The organism is Streptomyces fumanus (assembly GCF_014655295.1).
Classification (GTDB): domain Bacteria; phylum Actinomycetota; class Actinomycetes; order Streptomycetales; family Streptomycetaceae; genus Streptomyces; species Streptomyces fumanus.
The window spans coordinates 133,585-149,445 of sequence record NZ_BNBI01000002.1 but is presented as its reverse complement, the minus strand read 5'-3'; the positions used below and the strand labels follow the sequence as shown (position 1 = coordinate 149,445).

Annotated in this window: 15 protein-coding genes and 1 tRNA gene; 10 read left to right on the top strand and 6 right to left on the bottom strand. The window is 71.3% G+C overall.

Annotated elements, in window-relative coordinates; all coding sequences use genetic code 11:
- The first annotated feature begins 86 nt into the window (after positions 1-86).
- From IE316_RS35885 to IE316_RS04900, 3 genes are all read left to right on the top strand, one after another.
- A complete protein-coding gene (locus tag IE316_RS35885) occupies positions 87-1,118 on the top strand; it encodes a hypothetical protein (protein WP_268257627.1) in 1,032 nt (343 codons plus the stop codon).
- 129 nt (positions 1,119-1,247) lie between these two features.
- Positions 1,248-2,255 carry a hypothetical protein gene (locus tag IE316_RS04905; protein ID WP_190202874.1) on the top strand — a complete coding sequence of 336 codons (1,008 nt, stop codon included), beginning with the start codon at positions 1,248-1,250 and terminating at the stop codon, positions 2,253-2,255.
- Positions 2,252-2,917 carry a hypothetical protein gene (locus IE316_RS04900; protein WP_229910198.1) on the top strand — a complete coding sequence of 222 codons (666 nt, stop codon included), beginning with the start codon at positions 2,252-2,254 and terminating at the stop codon, positions 2,915-2,917. The genes IE316_RS04905 and IE316_RS04900 overlap by 4 nt, the downstream gene beginning before the upstream one ends.
- Positions 2,918-3,431: 514 nt before the next feature.
- Here IE316_RS04900 and IE316_RS04895 read toward each other — a convergent pair.
- The 3 genes from IE316_RS04895 to IE316_RS04885 all read right to left on the bottom strand — a co-directional run bounded on the left by IE316_RS04895 (position 3,432) and on the right by IE316_RS04885 (position 5,347).
- Positions 3,432-3,505, bottom strand: a tRNA-Pro gene (locus tag IE316_RS04895).
- A gap of 66 nt (positions 3,506-3,571) precedes the next feature.
- Positions 3,572-4,315, bottom strand: coding sequence for a Pr6Pr family membrane protein (locus IE316_RS04890; RefSeq protein ID WP_190202873.1), 744 nt, complete (start codon positions 4,313-4,315; stop codon positions 3,572-3,574).
- Between the two features lie 102 nt (positions 4,316-4,417).
- Positions 4,418-5,347 (bottom strand): metallophosphoesterase, encoded by a 930-nt coding sequence (locus IE316_RS04885; protein ID WP_190202872.1) that lies wholly within the window; start codon positions 5,345-5,347, stop codon positions 4,418-4,420.
- Between the two features lie 143 nt (positions 5,348-5,490).
- Between IE316_RS04885 and IE316_RS04880 the strand changes: the two genes are divergently transcribed.
- The gene (locus tag IE316_RS04880) at positions 5,491-5,955 is read left to right on the top strand and encodes a GatB/YqeY domain-containing protein (protein ID WP_190202871.1); all 465 of its coding nucleotides are present in this window, start codon (positions 5,491-5,493) and stop codon (positions 5,953-5,955) included.
- Positions 5,956-6,207: 252 nt separating this feature from the next.
- Here the strand turns inward: IE316_RS04880 and IE316_RS04875 are convergent, their stop codons facing one another.
- Complete coding sequence (locus tag IE316_RS04875; protein ID WP_190202870.1) at positions 6,208-8,559, bottom strand: transglycosylase domain-containing protein; 2,352 nt, start codon at positions 8,557-8,559, stop codon at positions 6,208-6,210.
- A 459-nt stretch (positions 8,560-9,018) separates the two neighbouring features.
- Here IE316_RS04875 and wblA point away from each other — a divergent pair, with 459 nt between their 5' ends.
- Positions 9,019-9,354, top strand: a complete 336-nt coding sequence (wblA, locus tag IE316_RS04870) for a transcriptional regulator WblA (RefSeq protein ID WP_190202869.1) — start codon at positions 9,019-9,021, stop codon at positions 9,352-9,354.
- Positions 9,355-9,471: 117 nt separating this feature from the next.
- Here the strand turns inward: wblA and bagB are convergent, their stop codons facing one another.
- Positions 9,472-10,899, bottom strand: a complete 1,428-nt coding sequence (bagB, locus tag IE316_RS04865; RefSeq protein WP_190202868.1) for an ATPase BagB — start codon at positions 10,897-10,899, stop codon at positions 9,472-9,474.
- Positions 10,896-11,873, bottom strand: coding sequence for an ATPase BagA (gene bagA / locus IE316_RS04860; RefSeq protein ID WP_190202867.1), 978 nt, complete (start codon positions 11,871-11,873; stop codon positions 10,896-10,898). The genes bagB and bagA overlap by 4 nt, the downstream gene beginning before the upstream one ends.
- 71 nt (positions 11,874-11,944) lie before the next feature.
- Between bagA and sp36 the strand changes: the two genes are divergently transcribed.
- The 5 genes from sp36 (at position 11,945) to IE316_RS04835 (ending at position 15,851) form a co-directional block, all read left to right on the top strand.
- The gene (gene sp36, locus IE316_RS04855) at positions 11,945-12,103 is read left to right on the top strand and encodes a Sp36 family protein (protein ID WP_073947089.1); all 159 of its coding nucleotides are present in this window, start codon (positions 11,945-11,947) and stop codon (positions 12,101-12,103) included.
- Positions 12,100-12,567: a RidA family protein gene (locus IE316_RS04850; RefSeq protein WP_190202866.1), complete on the top strand. Its 468-nt coding sequence runs from the start codon at positions 12,100-12,102 to the stop codon at positions 12,565-12,567. The genes sp36 and IE316_RS04850 overlap by 4 nt, the downstream gene beginning before the upstream one ends.
- Before the next feature lie 351 nt (positions 12,568-12,918).
- Entirely contained in the window at positions 12,919-13,914 is a 996-nt protein-coding gene (locus IE316_RS04845; RefSeq protein WP_190202865.1) for an alpha/beta fold hydrolase, read from the top strand.
- Between the two features lie 153 nt (positions 13,915-14,067).
- A complete protein-coding gene (locus tag IE316_RS04840; protein WP_229910197.1) occupies positions 14,068-15,024 on the top strand; it encodes an NUDIX hydrolase in 957 nt (318 codons plus the stop codon).
- A complete protein-coding gene (locus IE316_RS04835) occupies positions 15,021-15,851 on the top strand; it encodes an MBL fold metallo-hydrolase (RefSeq protein WP_190202864.1) in 831 nt (276 codons plus the stop codon). The genes IE316_RS04840 and IE316_RS04835 overlap by 4 nt, the downstream gene beginning before the upstream one ends.
- Positions 15,852-15,861 lie beyond the last annotated feature (10 nt).

Genomic DNA, 15,861 nt, shown 5'->3' with positions numbered 1-15,861 from the left:
GCCGCCGGATCACCGCCGAGGGGCTTCTGGTGGGCTGCCGAGCCAGCCGTGATCAAGGTCCGGGGATTCGACGGTTGGGGTGTGACGTGAAGGACTGGCGGACCGATCCGACGTTCGAGATGTGCCGGGAAGTGATGGGCGGGGCGGACCTGGCCTTGTTCTCGGGGGGCCCGTTCGACGTGCGGGCGGCGGTGGCCAGCATCCTGCCCGAGCCCCCACAGGGCTTGGACCTCGATGCCGTCCCGTGGGGTAATTTCCCTCATGGGCACGACGTCCGAAAGGCGGTTTCCCTCCTGCGCGCTGGCGGCGAACCGGTCGCGGACGCGGCGGGTGTGCTGTGGGGCCTATGCGCCGACGACAGCCGGGCCGCCGCTGCCCTCGCTGTGCCGTTCCTCATTCCCCTCGCCATCAACGCCCACCACCCACACCGCACCGCCGCCCTCGCCGTCCTCTCCGGCCCCGCCCGTGCAAGGCACCACGGCGTCGCCTCTCGCGAGGAATTCCTCCTCCACCGCAACGATCCCCGGCGCCACGCCCCCGATACCCACGACGACTACGGCTACGAGGTGACCGGCTACCCGGCCGGCTGGTCGGTGGCCGCCGCCCGAGCCGCGATCACCACCGCCACCACCACGCTCCTGCCCCTTCTTCGAGACTCCGACCCCACCGTCCGCGTCGACGCCGCCTACGTCCTGGCGACCGCCGCCGATCCCGCCCACACCATCCGGACTGCCTTGGCCAACGGATTCACCACCGAAGGCGACGTCATGGTCCGCGCCGCCCTGCTCCTGGCCACCGCCGAGATCACTCGGGCCCACCCGCACCCGCCGACTGTCACCTGGCTGCGCGAACGATGGCACGACCGGGCGGAGGCCCCCGAAGCCCGTCTGTCGGCGGCGGTCGGCTGGCTCTGCCTCACCGACCAATCCGCACCGGAGGAGCTCCGCCGGACCGTCGACACCCTCGCCGATGTCGAGCGCGCACACGCCATGGAGGCCCTGCCGTGGATGAGTGCCGCCTCGGGCACCAACGAACCAGGACTCCTGCGCTGCAGACGCTGCATGCTCCACCCAGAAGAACCGGACCCGGAAGAGGTCTTCTGGGACTCCTTGTTCTGAGCAACCGGTGTGTGGTTGTGCATCGGAGTTGCTCAGTGGGGCCAACTGCGGTGCTCGGTCACATTTCCCAACTCGGGCCCACACCGTCCCAGCTCTTGAGGTTCCTGAGCTGGGCGTTAGCCTCAGCGGATGATTCCTGAGCCGCCACCGAAGGTCATCACGCGTCTCCGCGACGGGCGGATCCACGCCTACGTCGTGGGCACCGGCGTCTACGGGACGCTGGAGGCCGCAGCGGTTTTCCAGCCGCGGGACGGCGAGGAGGTCGTAGCGTCGGTGGTCCGGCAGGATCTGGAGCGGGTCGTGTACACGACGCTGAACGGGGTGGTCTGCCTCACGCGTGCCGGCGACCTTATGTGGGCCTTGGACTTCGAACCGCACTCTGACGTACGCCATGGCCACCGGCCTGGCTGTGCGCTGTCTTTGGATGGCCGGACGGTGTGGGTCTACCGGCCGGACGCGATGGCGGGCCGCAGGAGCGGGGACCAGTGGGTCGTGCACGATGCCGACAGCGGTGTGGTTCTCGCCCGCCGAGAGCTGGAGACGGTCGGGCACGGCGCCTTCCACCACGTGCATCCCGTCGACGGCAGCATCTACCTCGACATCGGTGAGGGCCAGGACGGCTCTGTCATTCTCCGGGGCACGGTCGGGGCGGACAGCGAGCCGGAGTTCGTGACGTACCCGTGGCAGGATCGCTGCCTGATCGACCTGGCTCCGTCTGGGCGCCAGTTCATGACCGTGGACCACGAGCAGGCGGACGTCGCCTTCCACGACCACCCCAACGGGGACGTGCTCTTCACCCTTCCCGTCGAAGCCTTCGGGTACGACCCGGAGGAGTCCTTCGTGGAATGGAGCGGCGGCTACCTGACCGAGGACACGGCCATCGTCGCCCTGGGCGGTGAGAGTCAGGACGAGGAGGAGTGGTTCCGTCACCACCTGGTCGACGTACGCACGGGCACCCTCAGCGGCGAGTTCACCGTCGAGGCGAGCAACCCGTACGAGCTGGTGCCTCTGGGCGACGGTTCCTGGCTAACCGGCGGCCCCGGCGCCGACCCCGTCCGTTGGTCCAGCGCTCCGCAGCCGTCGGCACCGCCGCATCCGGCCGCACCAACCTCTCCGTACGAGAGGCAGCAACTGTGACGGCAGACCCCCGAGTGCCGCTGATCCCTCAGGCGCCTGAAGGCTTGAGCCGGCGAGCTCGTTACTTCGTCGAGGGACACGGGCTGCGTGTTCCAAGCCGCGACCTCAAGCCTTTCCGGGAGGCATGGCTCAAGCAAGGGATTCCAGATGCCGAGATCGACCGGGCTGTCGCCTTCCAGGAGCGCTGGGGCGGTCTCGCCCTGCCCCCGGCCCCTGAATACGAAGGCGGCCCGCGCGTTCTGGAAGCCGATGCCCCGGAGGGCTCGGCCGCGAACGGATGGCGGTTCTCGGCCGGTGGCTGTCGCGTCTCCATGGCCCACGGGTTCATGATCGGGCCAGGAGGTGAGTTCGGGATCGACGCTGACCACTGGACGCCGCTGCACGCCAGCACAGAGGGATGGGTGGAAGCCCTGGCGCTGGCCAGCCACGCGGGCTACTGGGCCAAGACCATCACGAAGATCAAAGGCAGCGCTGTCGAGGACCTGAACCTCGACGGATTCGAGCCGGTACCCGAAGTACAGGGACTCGCTGACACCTGGTGGCGGGGCAAGAACTCGCTCATCGCCATCTACCGCGGCGAAGCCTCAGGCTTCAGCGCTCCCCACTGCCTGAGGGCCCATATCTATGGCGGGCTCGATGCATGGGGCCTGGCCGGCAACTGACTCCCGAAGGCCGAGCCCTCGGTACCGCCGCTGAGCGTTCGGGCCGCCACAGGCGGCCAAATCACAGCGCTAAGTCACAGTTGTGATCAGTTCCGAAGATCGGACCTTGACGCCATGGATGAACTCGATCTCGCGGATGGCTGGATTTGTCGGTGGAGTTCGATGTGGCTGGTGAGTGCCGGTGAAGTCTGCTGGCCGGTCCGCGACATGGCTCACGTTCCGGTGCTGTCGTCGCGTCCGATGCGGGGGTTCACGTGGCGGGCGAAGCAGCGGCATGGGCAGATACGTCCACCCGTATGCGGCGGACGGACCGAAAGCCGCGGTGTCGTAGATCGGATTCGCGAACGTGCAGCTCTGAGCCGCCCCGTCCGACGTGCGGGTCGCGGCAGGTGTCGAATCCATCGGGGAGAAGCCGACCAAGATCTTCTCCCAGATTTCTCCCAAGAGGTCTCCGGAAACCACTCAGGGGCCTGACCCACTAAGTGGATCAGGCCCCTGACCTGGTACTACAGCGTCGGGGTGGCGGGATTTGAACCCACGACCTCTTCGTCCCGAACGAAGCGCGCTGCCAAGCTGCGCCACACCCCGAGTGTCGTCGCTGTCGCGGCGACGTCGTTTACTTTAGCCCACCGCGCGCCGGAGACGAAATCCGATTCAGAGGAGGCGGCGGAGGGGGTTCGGGCGGACGCGGTCCGCGGCGACGAGGAGGGCGGCGACGGCGTAGACGGCGAGGCCGAGGAGGAGGGCGTTGCCGAGGACGCTGCGGTAGCCGTGGGCGTCGACGTCGAGGAAGGGGTAGGGGTAGCGGGCCGGTGTGCCGGGGTGGAGGAGTTCGCCTCGGGTGAGGGAGAACGCCAGGTAGGCCAGGGGGTAGGCCAGCCAGGCTGCCGTGTGGCGGAGGCGTAGGCGGCCCGGTGGCGTGAGGAGGAGCCAGTCGGCTACGACGGCCAGGGGGACCGCCGTGTGGAGGAGGTGGCCGGCGAGCGCGTGCCAGCCCGTCGGGGTGCTCGTGACGGCGAAGGGGCTCGCGGGGTTGGTCAGCAGGGCGTGGTGTGCCAGGGCCGCGGTCACCGTGTAGAGGAGGGCCGCGCCCGTTACCGCGGGCGGCAGGGGGCGGCGGGCGGTCCAGGCGCTGCGGGCCGACAGGGTCAGCACGGCGGCCAGGATGATCGTGCTCTGGAGGGTGAAGTAGCTCAGGGCCCGGGGGGCGCTGCCCATGGCCAGTTCCAGGGCGATGCCGGTGATGGCCAGCAGGGCGGTCAGGAGGCGGAAGACTGCTGTGGCCGGGCGGCGTACCCGGGGGAGTACGGCCGTTGCCGGGACCGGGGCGGGCAGGAGCGCGGGCGGGCCCGGGACCGCGGGCAGGTCCGGGATGTCCCTGGGTATCGGTGCGGTCATGCCCCCACGGTAGGAAAAGGGGGTAAAAGGGGCGATCGGGGTGAGCTGGATGGGGGGGAGGGAGGGGGAGGGCGGCGGTCGTCCGCCCTCCGGACCGTCCGCCTACTGCTCCCGGCCCACCAGCGTCAGCAACGTCGCCTCCGGTGGGCAGGCGAACCGTACCGGCGTGTAGCGGTTGGTGCCGCAGCCCGCCGAGACGTGGAGGTAGGACGTACGGCCCTCCGCGGTGTGCGTGGACAGGCCCTTCACGCGGTCCGTGTCCAGGTCGCAGTTGGTGACCAGGGCGCCGTAGAAGGGGACGCAGAGCTGGCCGCCGTGGGTGTGGCCGGCGAGGATCAGGGGGTAGCCGTCCGCCGCGTACGAGTCGAGGACGCGCAGGTACGGGGCGTGCACCACGCCCATCGAGAAGTCGGCCGAGGGGGACGGGCCGCCGGCCACCTCCGCGTACCGGTCCCGCTTGATGTGCGGGTCGTCCAGGCCGGTCAGCTCCACCGAGACGCCGTCGATCTTCAGGGTGCCCCGGGTGTTGGTGAGGTTCAGCCAGCCCGCGGCGTCGAAGCTGTCCCGCAGGTCCTCCCACGGGTTGTGGACGACGTCCTTGGCGGGCGGGTTGCCGTTCAGGCCGTGCTTGCCCTGGAGCTTCTCGACCAGGTACCGGGCGGGGTTGCGGAGCCGGGGGCCGTAGTAGTCGTTGGAGCCGAAGACGTACGCGCCCGGGAACTCCATCAGCGGGCCCAGCGCGTCCAGGACCTCCGGGACGCCCTCGGGGTCGGAGAGGTTGTCGCCGGTGTTGATCACGAAGTCGGGGCGCAGGCCGGCCAGGGAGTGCAGCCAGCGCTGCTTCTTGCGCTGGCCGCCGACCATGTGGATGTCGGAGACCTGGAGCACGCGCAGGGGACGCACCCCGGAGGGCAGGACGGGGACCGTCACCCGCCGGAGGCGGAAGGAACGGGCCTCGAAGCCCGCGGCGTAGACCAGACCGGCGGCTCCAGCCGCCGCGATGGACAGGGGCACTCCGTATCGCGCGCGCATACCGCCATCGTGTCAGATGGCGGCGGGCCGGGAGCCGCCGCGGGGGGCTTAAGTCCCGGTCGGCGCGCGTGGTTTCGGCACCCGGCCGGCGTGCGGTGAATAAGAAGGGCGGCCGGCCACCCGTACCTGCGACAATCGATCGCATGACCACGCTCAAGTCGAAGCTGCAGGATGACCTCAACGCCGCGATCAAGGAGCGCGACGAGCTGCGCTCCTCGACGCTCCGGCTGACGCTCGCCGCGATCACCAAGGAGGAGGTCGCGGGCAAGACCAAGCGCGAGCTCTCCGACGACGAGGTGCAGAAGGTGATCACCCGGGAGGCGAAGAAGCGGCGGGAGGCCGCCGAGGCGTTCGCGCAGGGTGGTCGGGCCGAGCAGGCCGAGCGGGAGAAGGCCGAGGGCGAGGTGCTGGCCGCGTACCTGCCCAAGCAGTTGTCCGACGACGAGCTGAACGCGATCGTCGCGCAGGCCGTCGAGGAGGCGAAGGCCGCCGGGGCGGAGGGGCCCCGGGCCATGGGCGCCGTCATGAAGATCGTGAGCCCGAAGGTGGCCGGGCAGGCGGAGGGCGGCCGGGTCGCCGCGGCGGTGAAGAAGCTGCTCGCCGGCTGAGCCACCGCGCAGGCATCGGTCCGGCTGTGCCGCCGCGCAGGCATCGTCCGGCTGAGCCGCCGCCCAGCCATCGATTCGGCTGAGAGTCGTACGGCCATCGATCCGGCTGAGCCACCGCACAGCCATCAACCCGGCTGAGCGTCGCACAGCCGTCAAAGCCGCACAGCCGTCAATAAGGGCGGCCCCTCACTCCCCGCCTCGGGAGTGAGGGACCGCCCCCTTTGGTTCGCGGTCGTCGGAGGCCGGGGTGGCTCAGCCCCGTCCCCCGGGGCCGGCTCCGGGGCCGCCTCCGGGTCCGTTCCCGCCGTTGGTCATCCCCTGGAACAGGTCCCCCCAGTCGAAGCCACCGTCTCCGCCACCGTCACCGCCGTCTCCACCGCCGGTAGCGCCACCGTCCCCGCCGCCGGTGTCCCCGCCGCCGATGCCGCCGGTGGCACCCCCGTTGGCGGTCCCCCCGTTGCCGTTGCCGTTGCCATTGCCGTCGTCCCCATTGCCCCCGTCGTCGTTGCCGCCGCCGCCCGGGTTGCGGTCGGCGGTGCCGTCGGGGATGTCGACCTGGTTGAAGTCGGGGGCGTCCTTGCCCTCCAGCGCGCCGCTCATCATGTCGCGCCAGATCGGGCCGGGGACCTCACCGCCGTACACCTTGGCGTGCCAGGTGCCGCCGATGCTGATGTCGACCATCTGGCGCTTGTGCGCGGGGTCGCCGACCCAGACCGCGCCGGCCATGTTCGGCGTGTAGCCGACGAACCAGGCGGCGTACCGGTAGTCGGTGGTACCCGTCTTGCCCGCGCTGGGGCGGCTGTCCAGGCCGGCCTGGGTGCCGGTGCCGTCCTCGACCACGCCCTTGAGGAGGGTGTTGATCGTGTCGGCGGTGTTCTCGGACATCGCCCGCGAGCAGGTCGACTTCGGGACCTCCAGCGACTTGCTCTGCTGGCCGACGCGCTGGCTGATCGACTCGATGGCGATCGGCGTGCAGTACATGCCGCGCGAGGCGAAGGCCGCGTACGCGCCGGCCATGGTCAGCGGCGACATCTCCTGGGTGCCCAGGGCGATGGACGGCGCCTGGTCCATGGTGCGGCCGTCGGCGCGCTCGACGCCCATCTTCTTCGCCATCTCGGTCACCGGGCAGATGCCGATGTCGGCGATCAACTGCACGAAGTAGGTGTTGACCGACTTCGCGGTCGCCTCCTTCATGCCGTACGGGCCGCGCTCCGACTCGTTCTCGTTGGTGAGCTTGGCGCCCTCGGAGTTCACCCAGTTCTTGCCGTCGCAGGCCCGGATCGGGCTCGGGTACTCCATCTCGTACGGCGAGGAGTACGTCTTCGTCGCCGGGGTGCCGCCCTCGATCGCGGCGGCGGCGACGATCGGCTTGAACGTCGAACCAGGCTGGTAGCCGGCGCCGCCGCCCATGGAGGCGTCGACCGAAAGGTTGATCTGCGTCTCGTTCTTGCCGAAGCCGTACGGGCGGGACTGGCCCATGGCGAGGATCTTGCCGGTGCCGGGCTCCACGATGGTGGCGGCGGTGGCCACGTCGTCGGCCTGGTTGACGTGCTGCTTGATCGACGCCTGGGCGGACTCCTGGGCCTGCGGGTCCAGGGTGGTACGGATGGTCAGGCCGCCCTGGTTCCAGATCTTGGCCCGGTCCTCCTTGGTCTTGCCGAAGACCGGGTCGCTCAGGAACACCGCGCGGACGTAGTCGCAGAAGAAGCCGGCGCCGTCGACGGCCGTGATGCAGCCGTTCTTCGGGCGGCTGATCTTCAGGGCGAGCGGTGCCTTCTGCGCCTCGGCGGCCTCCGCCTGGGAGATGTCGCCGACCTCGGCCATGCGCTGGAGGACGGTGTTGCGGCGCTTGACGGCCTCCGCCTCGTCGTTCACCGGGTCGTAGCGGCTCGGCGACTGGACGATGCCGGCCAGGAGGGCGGACTCGGGGAGGGTGAGGTCTTTGGCGTGCTTGGAGAAGTACCGCTGGGCGGCGGCCTCGACGCCGTACGCCTGCTGGCCGAAGAAGGTGATGTTCAGGTAGTTCTCGAGGATCTTCTTCTTGCCCAGCTCCTCCTCGACCTGGATCGCGTACTTCAGCTCGCGGATCTTGCGGCCGAGGGTCTGCTGGGTGGCCTGGGCGACCTTCGTCGGGTCGTCGCCGGCCTCCTCCACGAAGACGTTCTTCACGTACTGCTGGGTGAGGGTGGACGCGCCCTCGGCGACGCCGCCGCTTTGCGCGTTCTTGTTCAGCGCGCGCAGTACGCCCTTCAGGTCGATGGCCCCGTGCTGGTAGAAGCGCGAGTCCTCGATCGCGACGATCGCCTTCTGCAGGTACGGCGAGATGTCCTTCAGCGCGACCACCGTGCGGTCGCGCGAGTACACCGTGGCGATGGTGCCGCCCTTGGCGTTGAGGATGGTGGTGCGCTGACTCAGCGGCGGTGTCTTCAGATTGGCCGGCAGCTCGTCGAAACTCTCCACCGAACCCTTCGCGGCCAGGCCCAGCGCGCCGACCGCGGGCAGCGCGATGCCCGCCAGGACGGCTCCCGCGAGCACACTGACACCGAGGAACTTGGCGGCCTGCTGCGTGGGTGACAGACCACCGCCCGAGCGGTTCTTTGCCATGGGGGCAGCCTACGTTCTCATTCGCCGGACACACGTATATGCCTTGGCCTAAGCTGCTCTCGACTGTCACAGCAGTACGGCCATGTATCAATACGTCCCGCGGCATCGAATCGTTCCGGTCCGTTCGAAGTTTTTTCGGCCGGGTGTCCGGAGGGGCGTGTTGGAGCACGGGGGCGCTTACCGGAGCGTGTGAAGCACGTGTCCGAATCCGCCTTGAGTGTCGTGCGGTGTCCGTTGTGGCGCACCGGAAACGAGGCCGATGCCGGGTTCGTCACGCATGTCGCCAGCTCACTCCCCCGGGTGATCTGCCGCTTCCCCATAGTCCGTTCGGGCCATTCAAGATTGGGCCCGAAGGGGGTGTTGCGCTGTGCCCACCTTCCGTAACGTCCTCAACTGGCGGCGGTGAATATGCCGCTGCCGCCGTGGGGGAGCCTCGATTCGGGAGAGGACGGCGCCGGTATGGGCTGGGTAACCGACTGGAGTGCGCAGGCCGCCTGCCGCACTACCGATCCGGATGAACTGTTCGTTCAGGGAGCAGCGCAGAACAGGGCCAAGGCGGTGTGCACCGGATGCCCGGTGCGGACCGAATGCCTGGCCGACGCGCTGGACAACCGCGTCGAGTTCGGCGTGTGGGGAGGCATGACGGAGCGGGAGCGCCGCGCACTACTGCGCCGGCGGCCCACCGTCACCTCCTGGCGCCGGCTCCTGGAGACGGCGCGCACGGAGTACGAGCGGGGGGCCGGTCTCGTACCCCTCGACGACGAGGTGTACGAGGACTACGCGGCCGTGGGCTGAATCCTCGCCTCGTCCCACGCCCCTCACATCACCTCAGCACCTCGCATCACCACATCACCACATCGCTCAGGCGTACACGGGACGCCGCTCTCGGGCACCCCGCGGACACCGCCCCGCTCACTCGGCCGGGTCGGGCAGCTCCTGCCGGGGCGTTGCGAGACGGTCGCCGATGTCCCGTAGCCCCGCCAGGTCGTGCACGTCGCCGGGGAGTGCGGCCACCTCCGTCACGGCCACCTCGGGGTGCAGCGCGGTGAAACGGTCGCGGGTGCGCTGCTCGCGGGCGAGCAGGTGCATGCGGTCGGCGTGCAGCCTCAGCAGATGCGCGGTGAGCCGGTCGACGGAGCGGTCCGGGTCCGCGGGGGTGTCCTCGGGGGTGTTCGCGGAGGGGTCCGGTGCCGTGGAGGGGTCCTGGTCCGCGGAGGGGTCCTGGTCCGCGGAAGGGGTCTCGGTGCCCTTCGGGCCGTGGGGGCGGCCGGGGGCGGCGGGGTCGTCGGGAGAGGCTGAACTACCGTACGTGTCGGGAGAGTTACGAAGACCAGCTTTCCCGTCGTCCTGATCCACAATGCCGGGATCTTCAAGATTTTCCGCCGCGGCCAGCGCCCGCTCCGCCGACAGATGGGCGGCGCCGCTGCCGTGCACCCGGTTGAGCACCAGGCCCGCCAGCGGCATGTCCTCCGCCGCCAGCCGCTCCACGAAGTACGCGGCCTCACGCAGCGCGTCCCGCTCCGGAGCCGCGACCACCAGGAAGGCCGTGCCGGGCGCCTGGAGCAGCTTGTACGTGGCGTCCGCGCGGGTGCGGAAGCCGCCGAACATCGAGTCCATCGCGGCGACGAAGGTCTGCACGTCCTTCAGGAACTGCCCGCCGAGCACCTTCCCCAGGACGCCCGTCATCATCGACATGCCGACGTTGAGGAACTTCATCCCCGCCCGGCCGCCGACCTTCGCCGGGGCCAGCAGGACGCGGATCAGCTTGCCGTCCAGGAACGAGCCCAGCCGCTTGGGGGCGTCCAGGAAGTCCAGGGCCGAACGGGACGGCGGGGTGTCGACGACGATCAGGTCCCACTCGTCGCGGGAGCGCAACTGCCCCAGCTTCTCCATCGCCATGTACTCCTGCGTGCCCGCGAAGCCCGCCGAGAGCGACTGGTAGAAGGGGTTGCCCAGGATCGCGGCGGCCCGCTCGGGGTCCGCGTGCGCCTCGACGATCTCGTCGAAGGTGCGCTTCATGTCGAGCATCATCGCGTGCAGCTCGCCGCCCGCCGAGTCGTCGATGCCCTTCACCCGGCGCGGGGTGTTGTCCAGGGAGTCGATGCCCATGGACTGGGCGAGCCGGCGGGCCGGGTCGATGGTCAGCACGACCACCTTGCGGCCCCGCTCGGCCGCCCTGAGGCCCAGCGCCGCCGCCGTGGTCGTCTTGCCGACCCCGCCCGAGCCGCAGCACACCACGATGCGGGTGCGCGGGTCGTCCAGGAGCGGGTCGACGGCGAGCACCCGCGCGGGGGACAGGCGGCGCCCGCTGTCCTGGGCGTGGGCCGGCTCCGGGCTCATGCGATCCCCTGCTTCCGCAGCTCGGTGGCGAGTTCGTACAGGCCCGCCAGGTCCATGCCCTCGGCGAGCAGCGGCAGTTCGTGCAGCGGCAGGTCCAGGTGGCCGAGGACGGAGCGCTGCTCCTGCTCCAGCGCGTACCGCGCGGCGTACTCCCCGGCCTGCTCCAGGAGCGGGTCCACCAGCTTCTCGGCGTGCCCGCCGCGCCGCGCCCCGCCCAGCCCGGCGGCCGACAGCGACCGCGCGAGCGCGGACCGCGGCAGCTCCCGTACGAGGTCCAGGTCGGCGGCGTCCAGGATCTCCGGGCGGACCATGTTGACGATGACCCGGCCCACCGGGAGCTTCGCCGAGCGCAGTTCGGCGATGCCGTCGGCGGTCTCCTGGACGGGCATCTCCTCCAGCAGCGTCACCAGGTGCACGGCCGTCTCGCGGGACTTCAGCACCCGCATGACCGCCTGCGCCTGGTTGTGTATCGGGCCGATCCTGGCGAGGCCGGCCACCTCGTCGTTGACGTTCAGGAAGCGGGTGACGCGGCCGGTGGGGGGCGCGTCCATGATCACGTAGTCGTAGGCGTACCGGCCGCGGCGGTCCTTGCGGCGCACCGCCTCGCACGCCTTGCCGGTCAGCAGGACGTCCCGGACCCCGGGCGCGATGGTGGTCGCGAAGTCGATCGCGCCGAGCTTCTTCAGGGCGCGGCCGGCGCCGCCGAGTTTGTAGAACATCTGGAGGTAGTCCAGCAGCGCCAGTTCGGGGTCGATGGCGAGGGCGTACACCTCCCCGCCCCCGGGAGCGACGGCGATCTTCCGCTCCTCATAGGGCAGCGCTTCGGTTTCGAAGAGCTGCGCGATGCCCTGCCGGCCCTCGACCTCGACGAGGAGCGTCCGCTTCCCCTCCGTGGCCAGGGCCAGCGCTAGGGCGGCGGCCACCGTCGTCTTGCCGGTTCCGCCCTTGCCGCTGACGACCTGGAGCCTGCTCACGTATTCGAGCGTAACCAGTCGGCGGCGGGCTACGCGGGAGGGTGTGGATAACAGCGGATACAGTCGGCCGCATGACCAAGTGGGAATACGCAACCGTACCGCTGCTCGTCCATGCCACGAAGCAGATTCTGGACACCTGGGGCGAGGACGGCTGGGAGCTGGTGCAGGTCGTGCCCGGTCCCAACCCGGAGCAGCTCGTCGCCTACCTGAAGCGGGAGAAGCAGGGATGAGCGCCGTCGAGGCGAGGCTCGCCGAACTCGGCCTGACCCTGCCGGAGGTCGTCCCGCCGCTGGCCGCGTACCAGCCGGCCGTGCGGTCCGGGGCGTACGTCTACACCTCGGGCCAGCTCCCGATGGTCGAGGGCAAGCTCCCGGTCACCGGCAAGGTGGGCGGCGAGGTCACGGCGGAGGAGGCCAAGGGACTGGCCCGGATCTGCGCGCTGAACGCCCTGGCCGCCGTGAAGTCCGTCGCCGGTGACCTCGACCGCGTCGCGCGCGTGGTGAAGGTCGTCGGCTTCGTGGCCTCCGCGCCCGACTTCACCGGGCAGCCCGGCGTGATCAACGGCGCCAGCGAGCTGCTGGGCGAGGTCCTGGGCGACAAGGGCGTCCACGCGCGCAGCGCGGTCGGCGTGGCGGTACTGCCGCTGGACGCGCCGGTGGAGGTCGAGGTGCAGGTGGAGCTGAGCGGGGAGTAGTCCCGCGCGGGGGGTGTTTGCCGGGCGCGTCCTGTGCGGGAGCGTTTCTGCGTGGCACGTCGTACGTGGCACGCGGTACGTGGCACGTCCCGTGCGGGAGCGCTTTTGTCGGGCGCGTCCCGCGCGGGCGTGCTGTCGGCTCGGCCGTTCCCGCAGTGGCGTGTTTCGCCGGCTCGACCGTTCCCGCGCGGTGGCGTGTTTCGCCGGTTCGGCCCTGCCCGCGCGGTGGCGTGTTTTGCCGGTTCGGCAACAAACCTCGTGGCGGACGCCCCGGCTGCCGCAAAGTCGCCACAGGTGCCCGGGTGGAACCCGTCGAGTGCCTGAACGATCTCCACGTGCCCGGGAGGATCCATGCCGCAGCCGTCCGTCACCGACCGTCCCGTCCACCGCCTGGTGCCCGCGCCGGCCGGCCGTGTCCACCTGGTGGAGCAGGGCAGCGGACCGCTGGTCCTGCTGGTGCACGGCTTCCCGGAGTCCTGGTACTCCTGGCGCCACCAGTTGCCGGCGCTGGCCGCCGCGGGCTTCCGCGCCGTCGCGATCGACGTGCGGGGCTACGGCCGCTCCTCCCGGCCCGCCGAGGTGTCCGCGTACCGGATGCTGGACCTGGTGGCGGACAGCGTCGCCGTGGTGGAGGCGCTCGGCGAGCGCGAGGCGGTGATCGTCGGCCATGACTGGGGCTCGAACATCGCCTCCGCCTCCGCCCTGCTGCGGCCCGACGTTTTCCGCGCGGTGGGCCTGCTCAGCGTGCCGTACACCCCGCCGGGCGGGCCCCGGCCGAGCGAGGTCTTCGCGGGCCTGGGCGGACCCGACGCCGAACAGGAGTTCTACATCTCGTACTTCCAGCGGCCCGGCCGCGCGGAGGCGGAGATCGAGCCCGACGTACGGGGCTGGCTGGCCGGTTTCTACGCCGCTCTGTCCGCCGACACCATGCCCGCGCCCGGCGCCCCCGACCCGCACTTCGTCGGCCGCGGCGGCACCCTGCGCGACCGGTTCCCGGCCGGAAGGCGGCCGGCCTGGCTCACCGAGGCGGACCTCGACGTGTACGCGGGCGAGTTCGAGCGGACCGGTCTGACCGGCGCCCTCAACCGCTACCGGAACATGGACCGGGACTGGGCCGACCTCGCCGGTCACCGCGGCGCCCCCGTCGAGCAGCCGTCCCTGTTCCTCGGCGGCACCCTGGACGCCTCCACCACCTGGCTGTCCGACGCCATCGACGCCTACCCGGTGACCCTGCCTGGCCTGACCGCCTGCCACCTCCTGGACCGCTGCGGGCACTGGCTCCAGCAGGAGCGCCCCGAGGAGACCAACCGGCTGCTGACCGACTGGCTGGCCGCGCTGCCCGCCTGACCGGCGCGGCGGCCGCCCCCGAAAGCGGCACGGCGACCGGCACGGCGAGCGCGCGGCGAGCCGCACAGCGGACGGCACGGTGACCGCCACAGCGCCCGGCGACCGGCACAGCAGCCACTCGAACATCCGCCCGTCACCGGATAGCCTCCGGCCATGGCGAACGGTCAGTGGTACCCCCCGGAGTGGCCCGACCGCATCCGCGCGCTCGCGGACGGCCGCCTCACCCCGGTCACCCCGAGACGCGCGGCCACGGTGATGCTCCTGCGGGACCCCGGCCCCGCCGTGCACATGCTGCGCCGCCGCGCCTCCATGGCGTTCGCCGGGGGCGCGTACGCCTATCCGGGCGGCGGCGTCGACCCGCGCGACGACGACCGCGACATCGGCTGGGCGGGCCCCACGCGCGCGTGGTGGGCGGACCGGCTCGGCGTCGACGAGGCGGGCGCCCAGGCGATCGTCTGCGCGGCCGTACGGGAGACCTACGAGGAGTCGGGCGTGCTGCTCGCCGGGCCGGCCGGCGACTGCGTCGTCGGGGACACCACGGGCGCCGACTGGGAGGCGGACCGGGCCGCGCTGGTCGCCCGGGACCTGTCCTTCGCCGAGTTCCTGGAGCGCAGGGGCCTGGTGCTCCGCTCCGACCTGCTGGGCGCCTGGGCCCGCTGGATCACCCCGGAGTTCGAGGCCCGGCGCTACGACACCTGGTTCTTCGTCGCCGCCCTCCCCGAGGGGCAGCGCATCCGCAACGCCTCCACGGAGGCCGACCGCACGGTCTGGATCACGCCGGCCGAGGGGGCCGCCGGGTACGACCGGGGCGAGCTGCTGATGATGCCGCCGACCATCGCGACACTGCGCGCGCTGACGGCGTACGACACGGCGGCCGGGGCGCTGGCGGCGGCGGGCGGGCGGGACCTGACGCCCGTACTGGCGCGGGCCCAACTGGAGGACGGCGAGATCGTGCTGTCCTGGCCGGGCCACGAGGAGTTCACCAAGCACATCCCGGCAACCGGGACCGGGACCGGGACCGCGACCAGCACCGGGACCGCGACCAGCACCGGGACCGCGACCGGGGAAGCCCTTCGCATCACCACCGAGACCGGGGGAGCCCCCGCATGACGGACGCCACCGCCCTGCCCGGACAGCCGCGCGGCGACGTCCGCTCCGGCCCCGCCACCGAACGGGCCGTCAACGTCCTCGCGCCCAACGCGTCGGCGATGACCCTGGACGGCACCAACACCTGGATCCTCGCCGAACCCGGCTCCGACCTGGCCGTGGTCGTCGACCCCGGTCCGCTGGACGAGGGGCATCTGCGCACCGTCGTGGACACCGCCGAACGGGCGGGCCGGCGGATCGCCCTGACCCTGCTGACCCACGGCCACCCGGACCACGCCGAGGGCGCCGCCCGCTTCGCCGAGCTGACCCGTACCAGGGTGCGCGCGCTCGACCCGGCGCTGCGGCTGGGCGACGAGGGGCTGGGCCCGGGGGACGTGGTCACGGTCGGCGGCCTGGAGCTGCGGGTGGTGCCGACGCCGGGGCACACCGCGGACTCGCTCAGCTTCCATCTGCCCGCCGACCGGGCGGTGCTGACCGGCGACACGGTGCTCGGGCGCGGTACGACCGTCGTGGCCCACCCCGACGGGCGGCTCGGCGACTACCTGGACTCGCTGCGGCGGCTCAGGTCCCTCACGGTCGACGACGGCGTGCACACGGTGCTGCCGGGGCACGGGCCGGTCCTGGACGACGCCCAGGGGGCGGTCGAGTACTACCTCGCCCACCGCGCCACCCGGCTCGCCCAGGTGGAGACGGCGGTGGAGGACGGCTACCGGACCCCGGAGCAGGTCGTGGCCCACGTCTACGCGGACGTGGACCGCTCGCTGTGGCCGGCGGCGGAGCTGTCGGTACGGGCGCAGTTGGAGTACCTGGAGGAGCACGGGCTCATCTGATCCGCGACCC

Coding starts and splice junctions, on each gene's coding strand:
- IE316_RS04850 (WP_190202866.1), top strand. CDS start 12,100: ATGAGCGCCGTCGAGGCGAGGCTCGCCGAACTCGGCCTGACCCTGCCG.
- IE316_RS04845 (WP_190202865.1), top strand. CDS start 12,919: ATGCCGCAGCCGTCCGTCACCGACCGTCCCGTCCACCGCCTGGTGCCC.
- wblA (WP_190202869.1), top strand. CDS start 9,019: ATGGGCTGGGTAACCGACTGGAGTGCGCAGGCCGCCTGCCGCACTACC.
- IE316_RS04835 (WP_190202864.1), top strand. CDS start 15,021: ATGACGGACGCCACCGCCCTGCCCGGACAGCCGCGCGGCGACGTCCGC.
- IE316_RS04875 (WP_190202870.1), bottom strand. CDS start 8,559: ATGGCAAAGAACCGCTCGGGCGGTGGTCTGTCACCCACGCAGCAGGCC.
- IE316_RS04880 (WP_190202871.1), top strand. CDS start 5,491: ATGACCACGCTCAAGTCGAAGCTGCAGGATGACCTCAACGCCGCGATC.
- bagB (WP_190202868.1), bottom strand. CDS start 10,899: ATGAGCCCGGAGCCGGCCCACGCCCAGGACAGCGGGCGCCGCCTGTCC.
- IE316_RS04905 (WP_190202874.1), top strand. CDS start 1,248: ATGATTCCTGAGCCGCCACCGAAGGTCATCACGCGTCTCCGCGACGGG.
- IE316_RS04840 (WP_229910197.1), top strand. CDS start 14,068: ATGGCGAACGGTCAGTGGTACCCCCCGGAGTGGCCCGACCGCATCCGC.
- IE316_RS04890 (WP_190202873.1), bottom strand. CDS start 4,315: ATGACCGCACCGATACCCAGGGACATCCCGGACCTGCCCGCGGTCCCG.
- sp36 (WP_073947089.1), top strand. CDS start 11,945: ATGACCAAGTGGGAATACGCAACCGTACCGCTGCTCGTCCATGCCACG.
- IE316_RS04885 (WP_190202872.1), bottom strand. CDS start 5,347: ATGCGCGCGCGATACGGAGTGCCCCTGTCCATCGCGGCGGCTGGAGCC.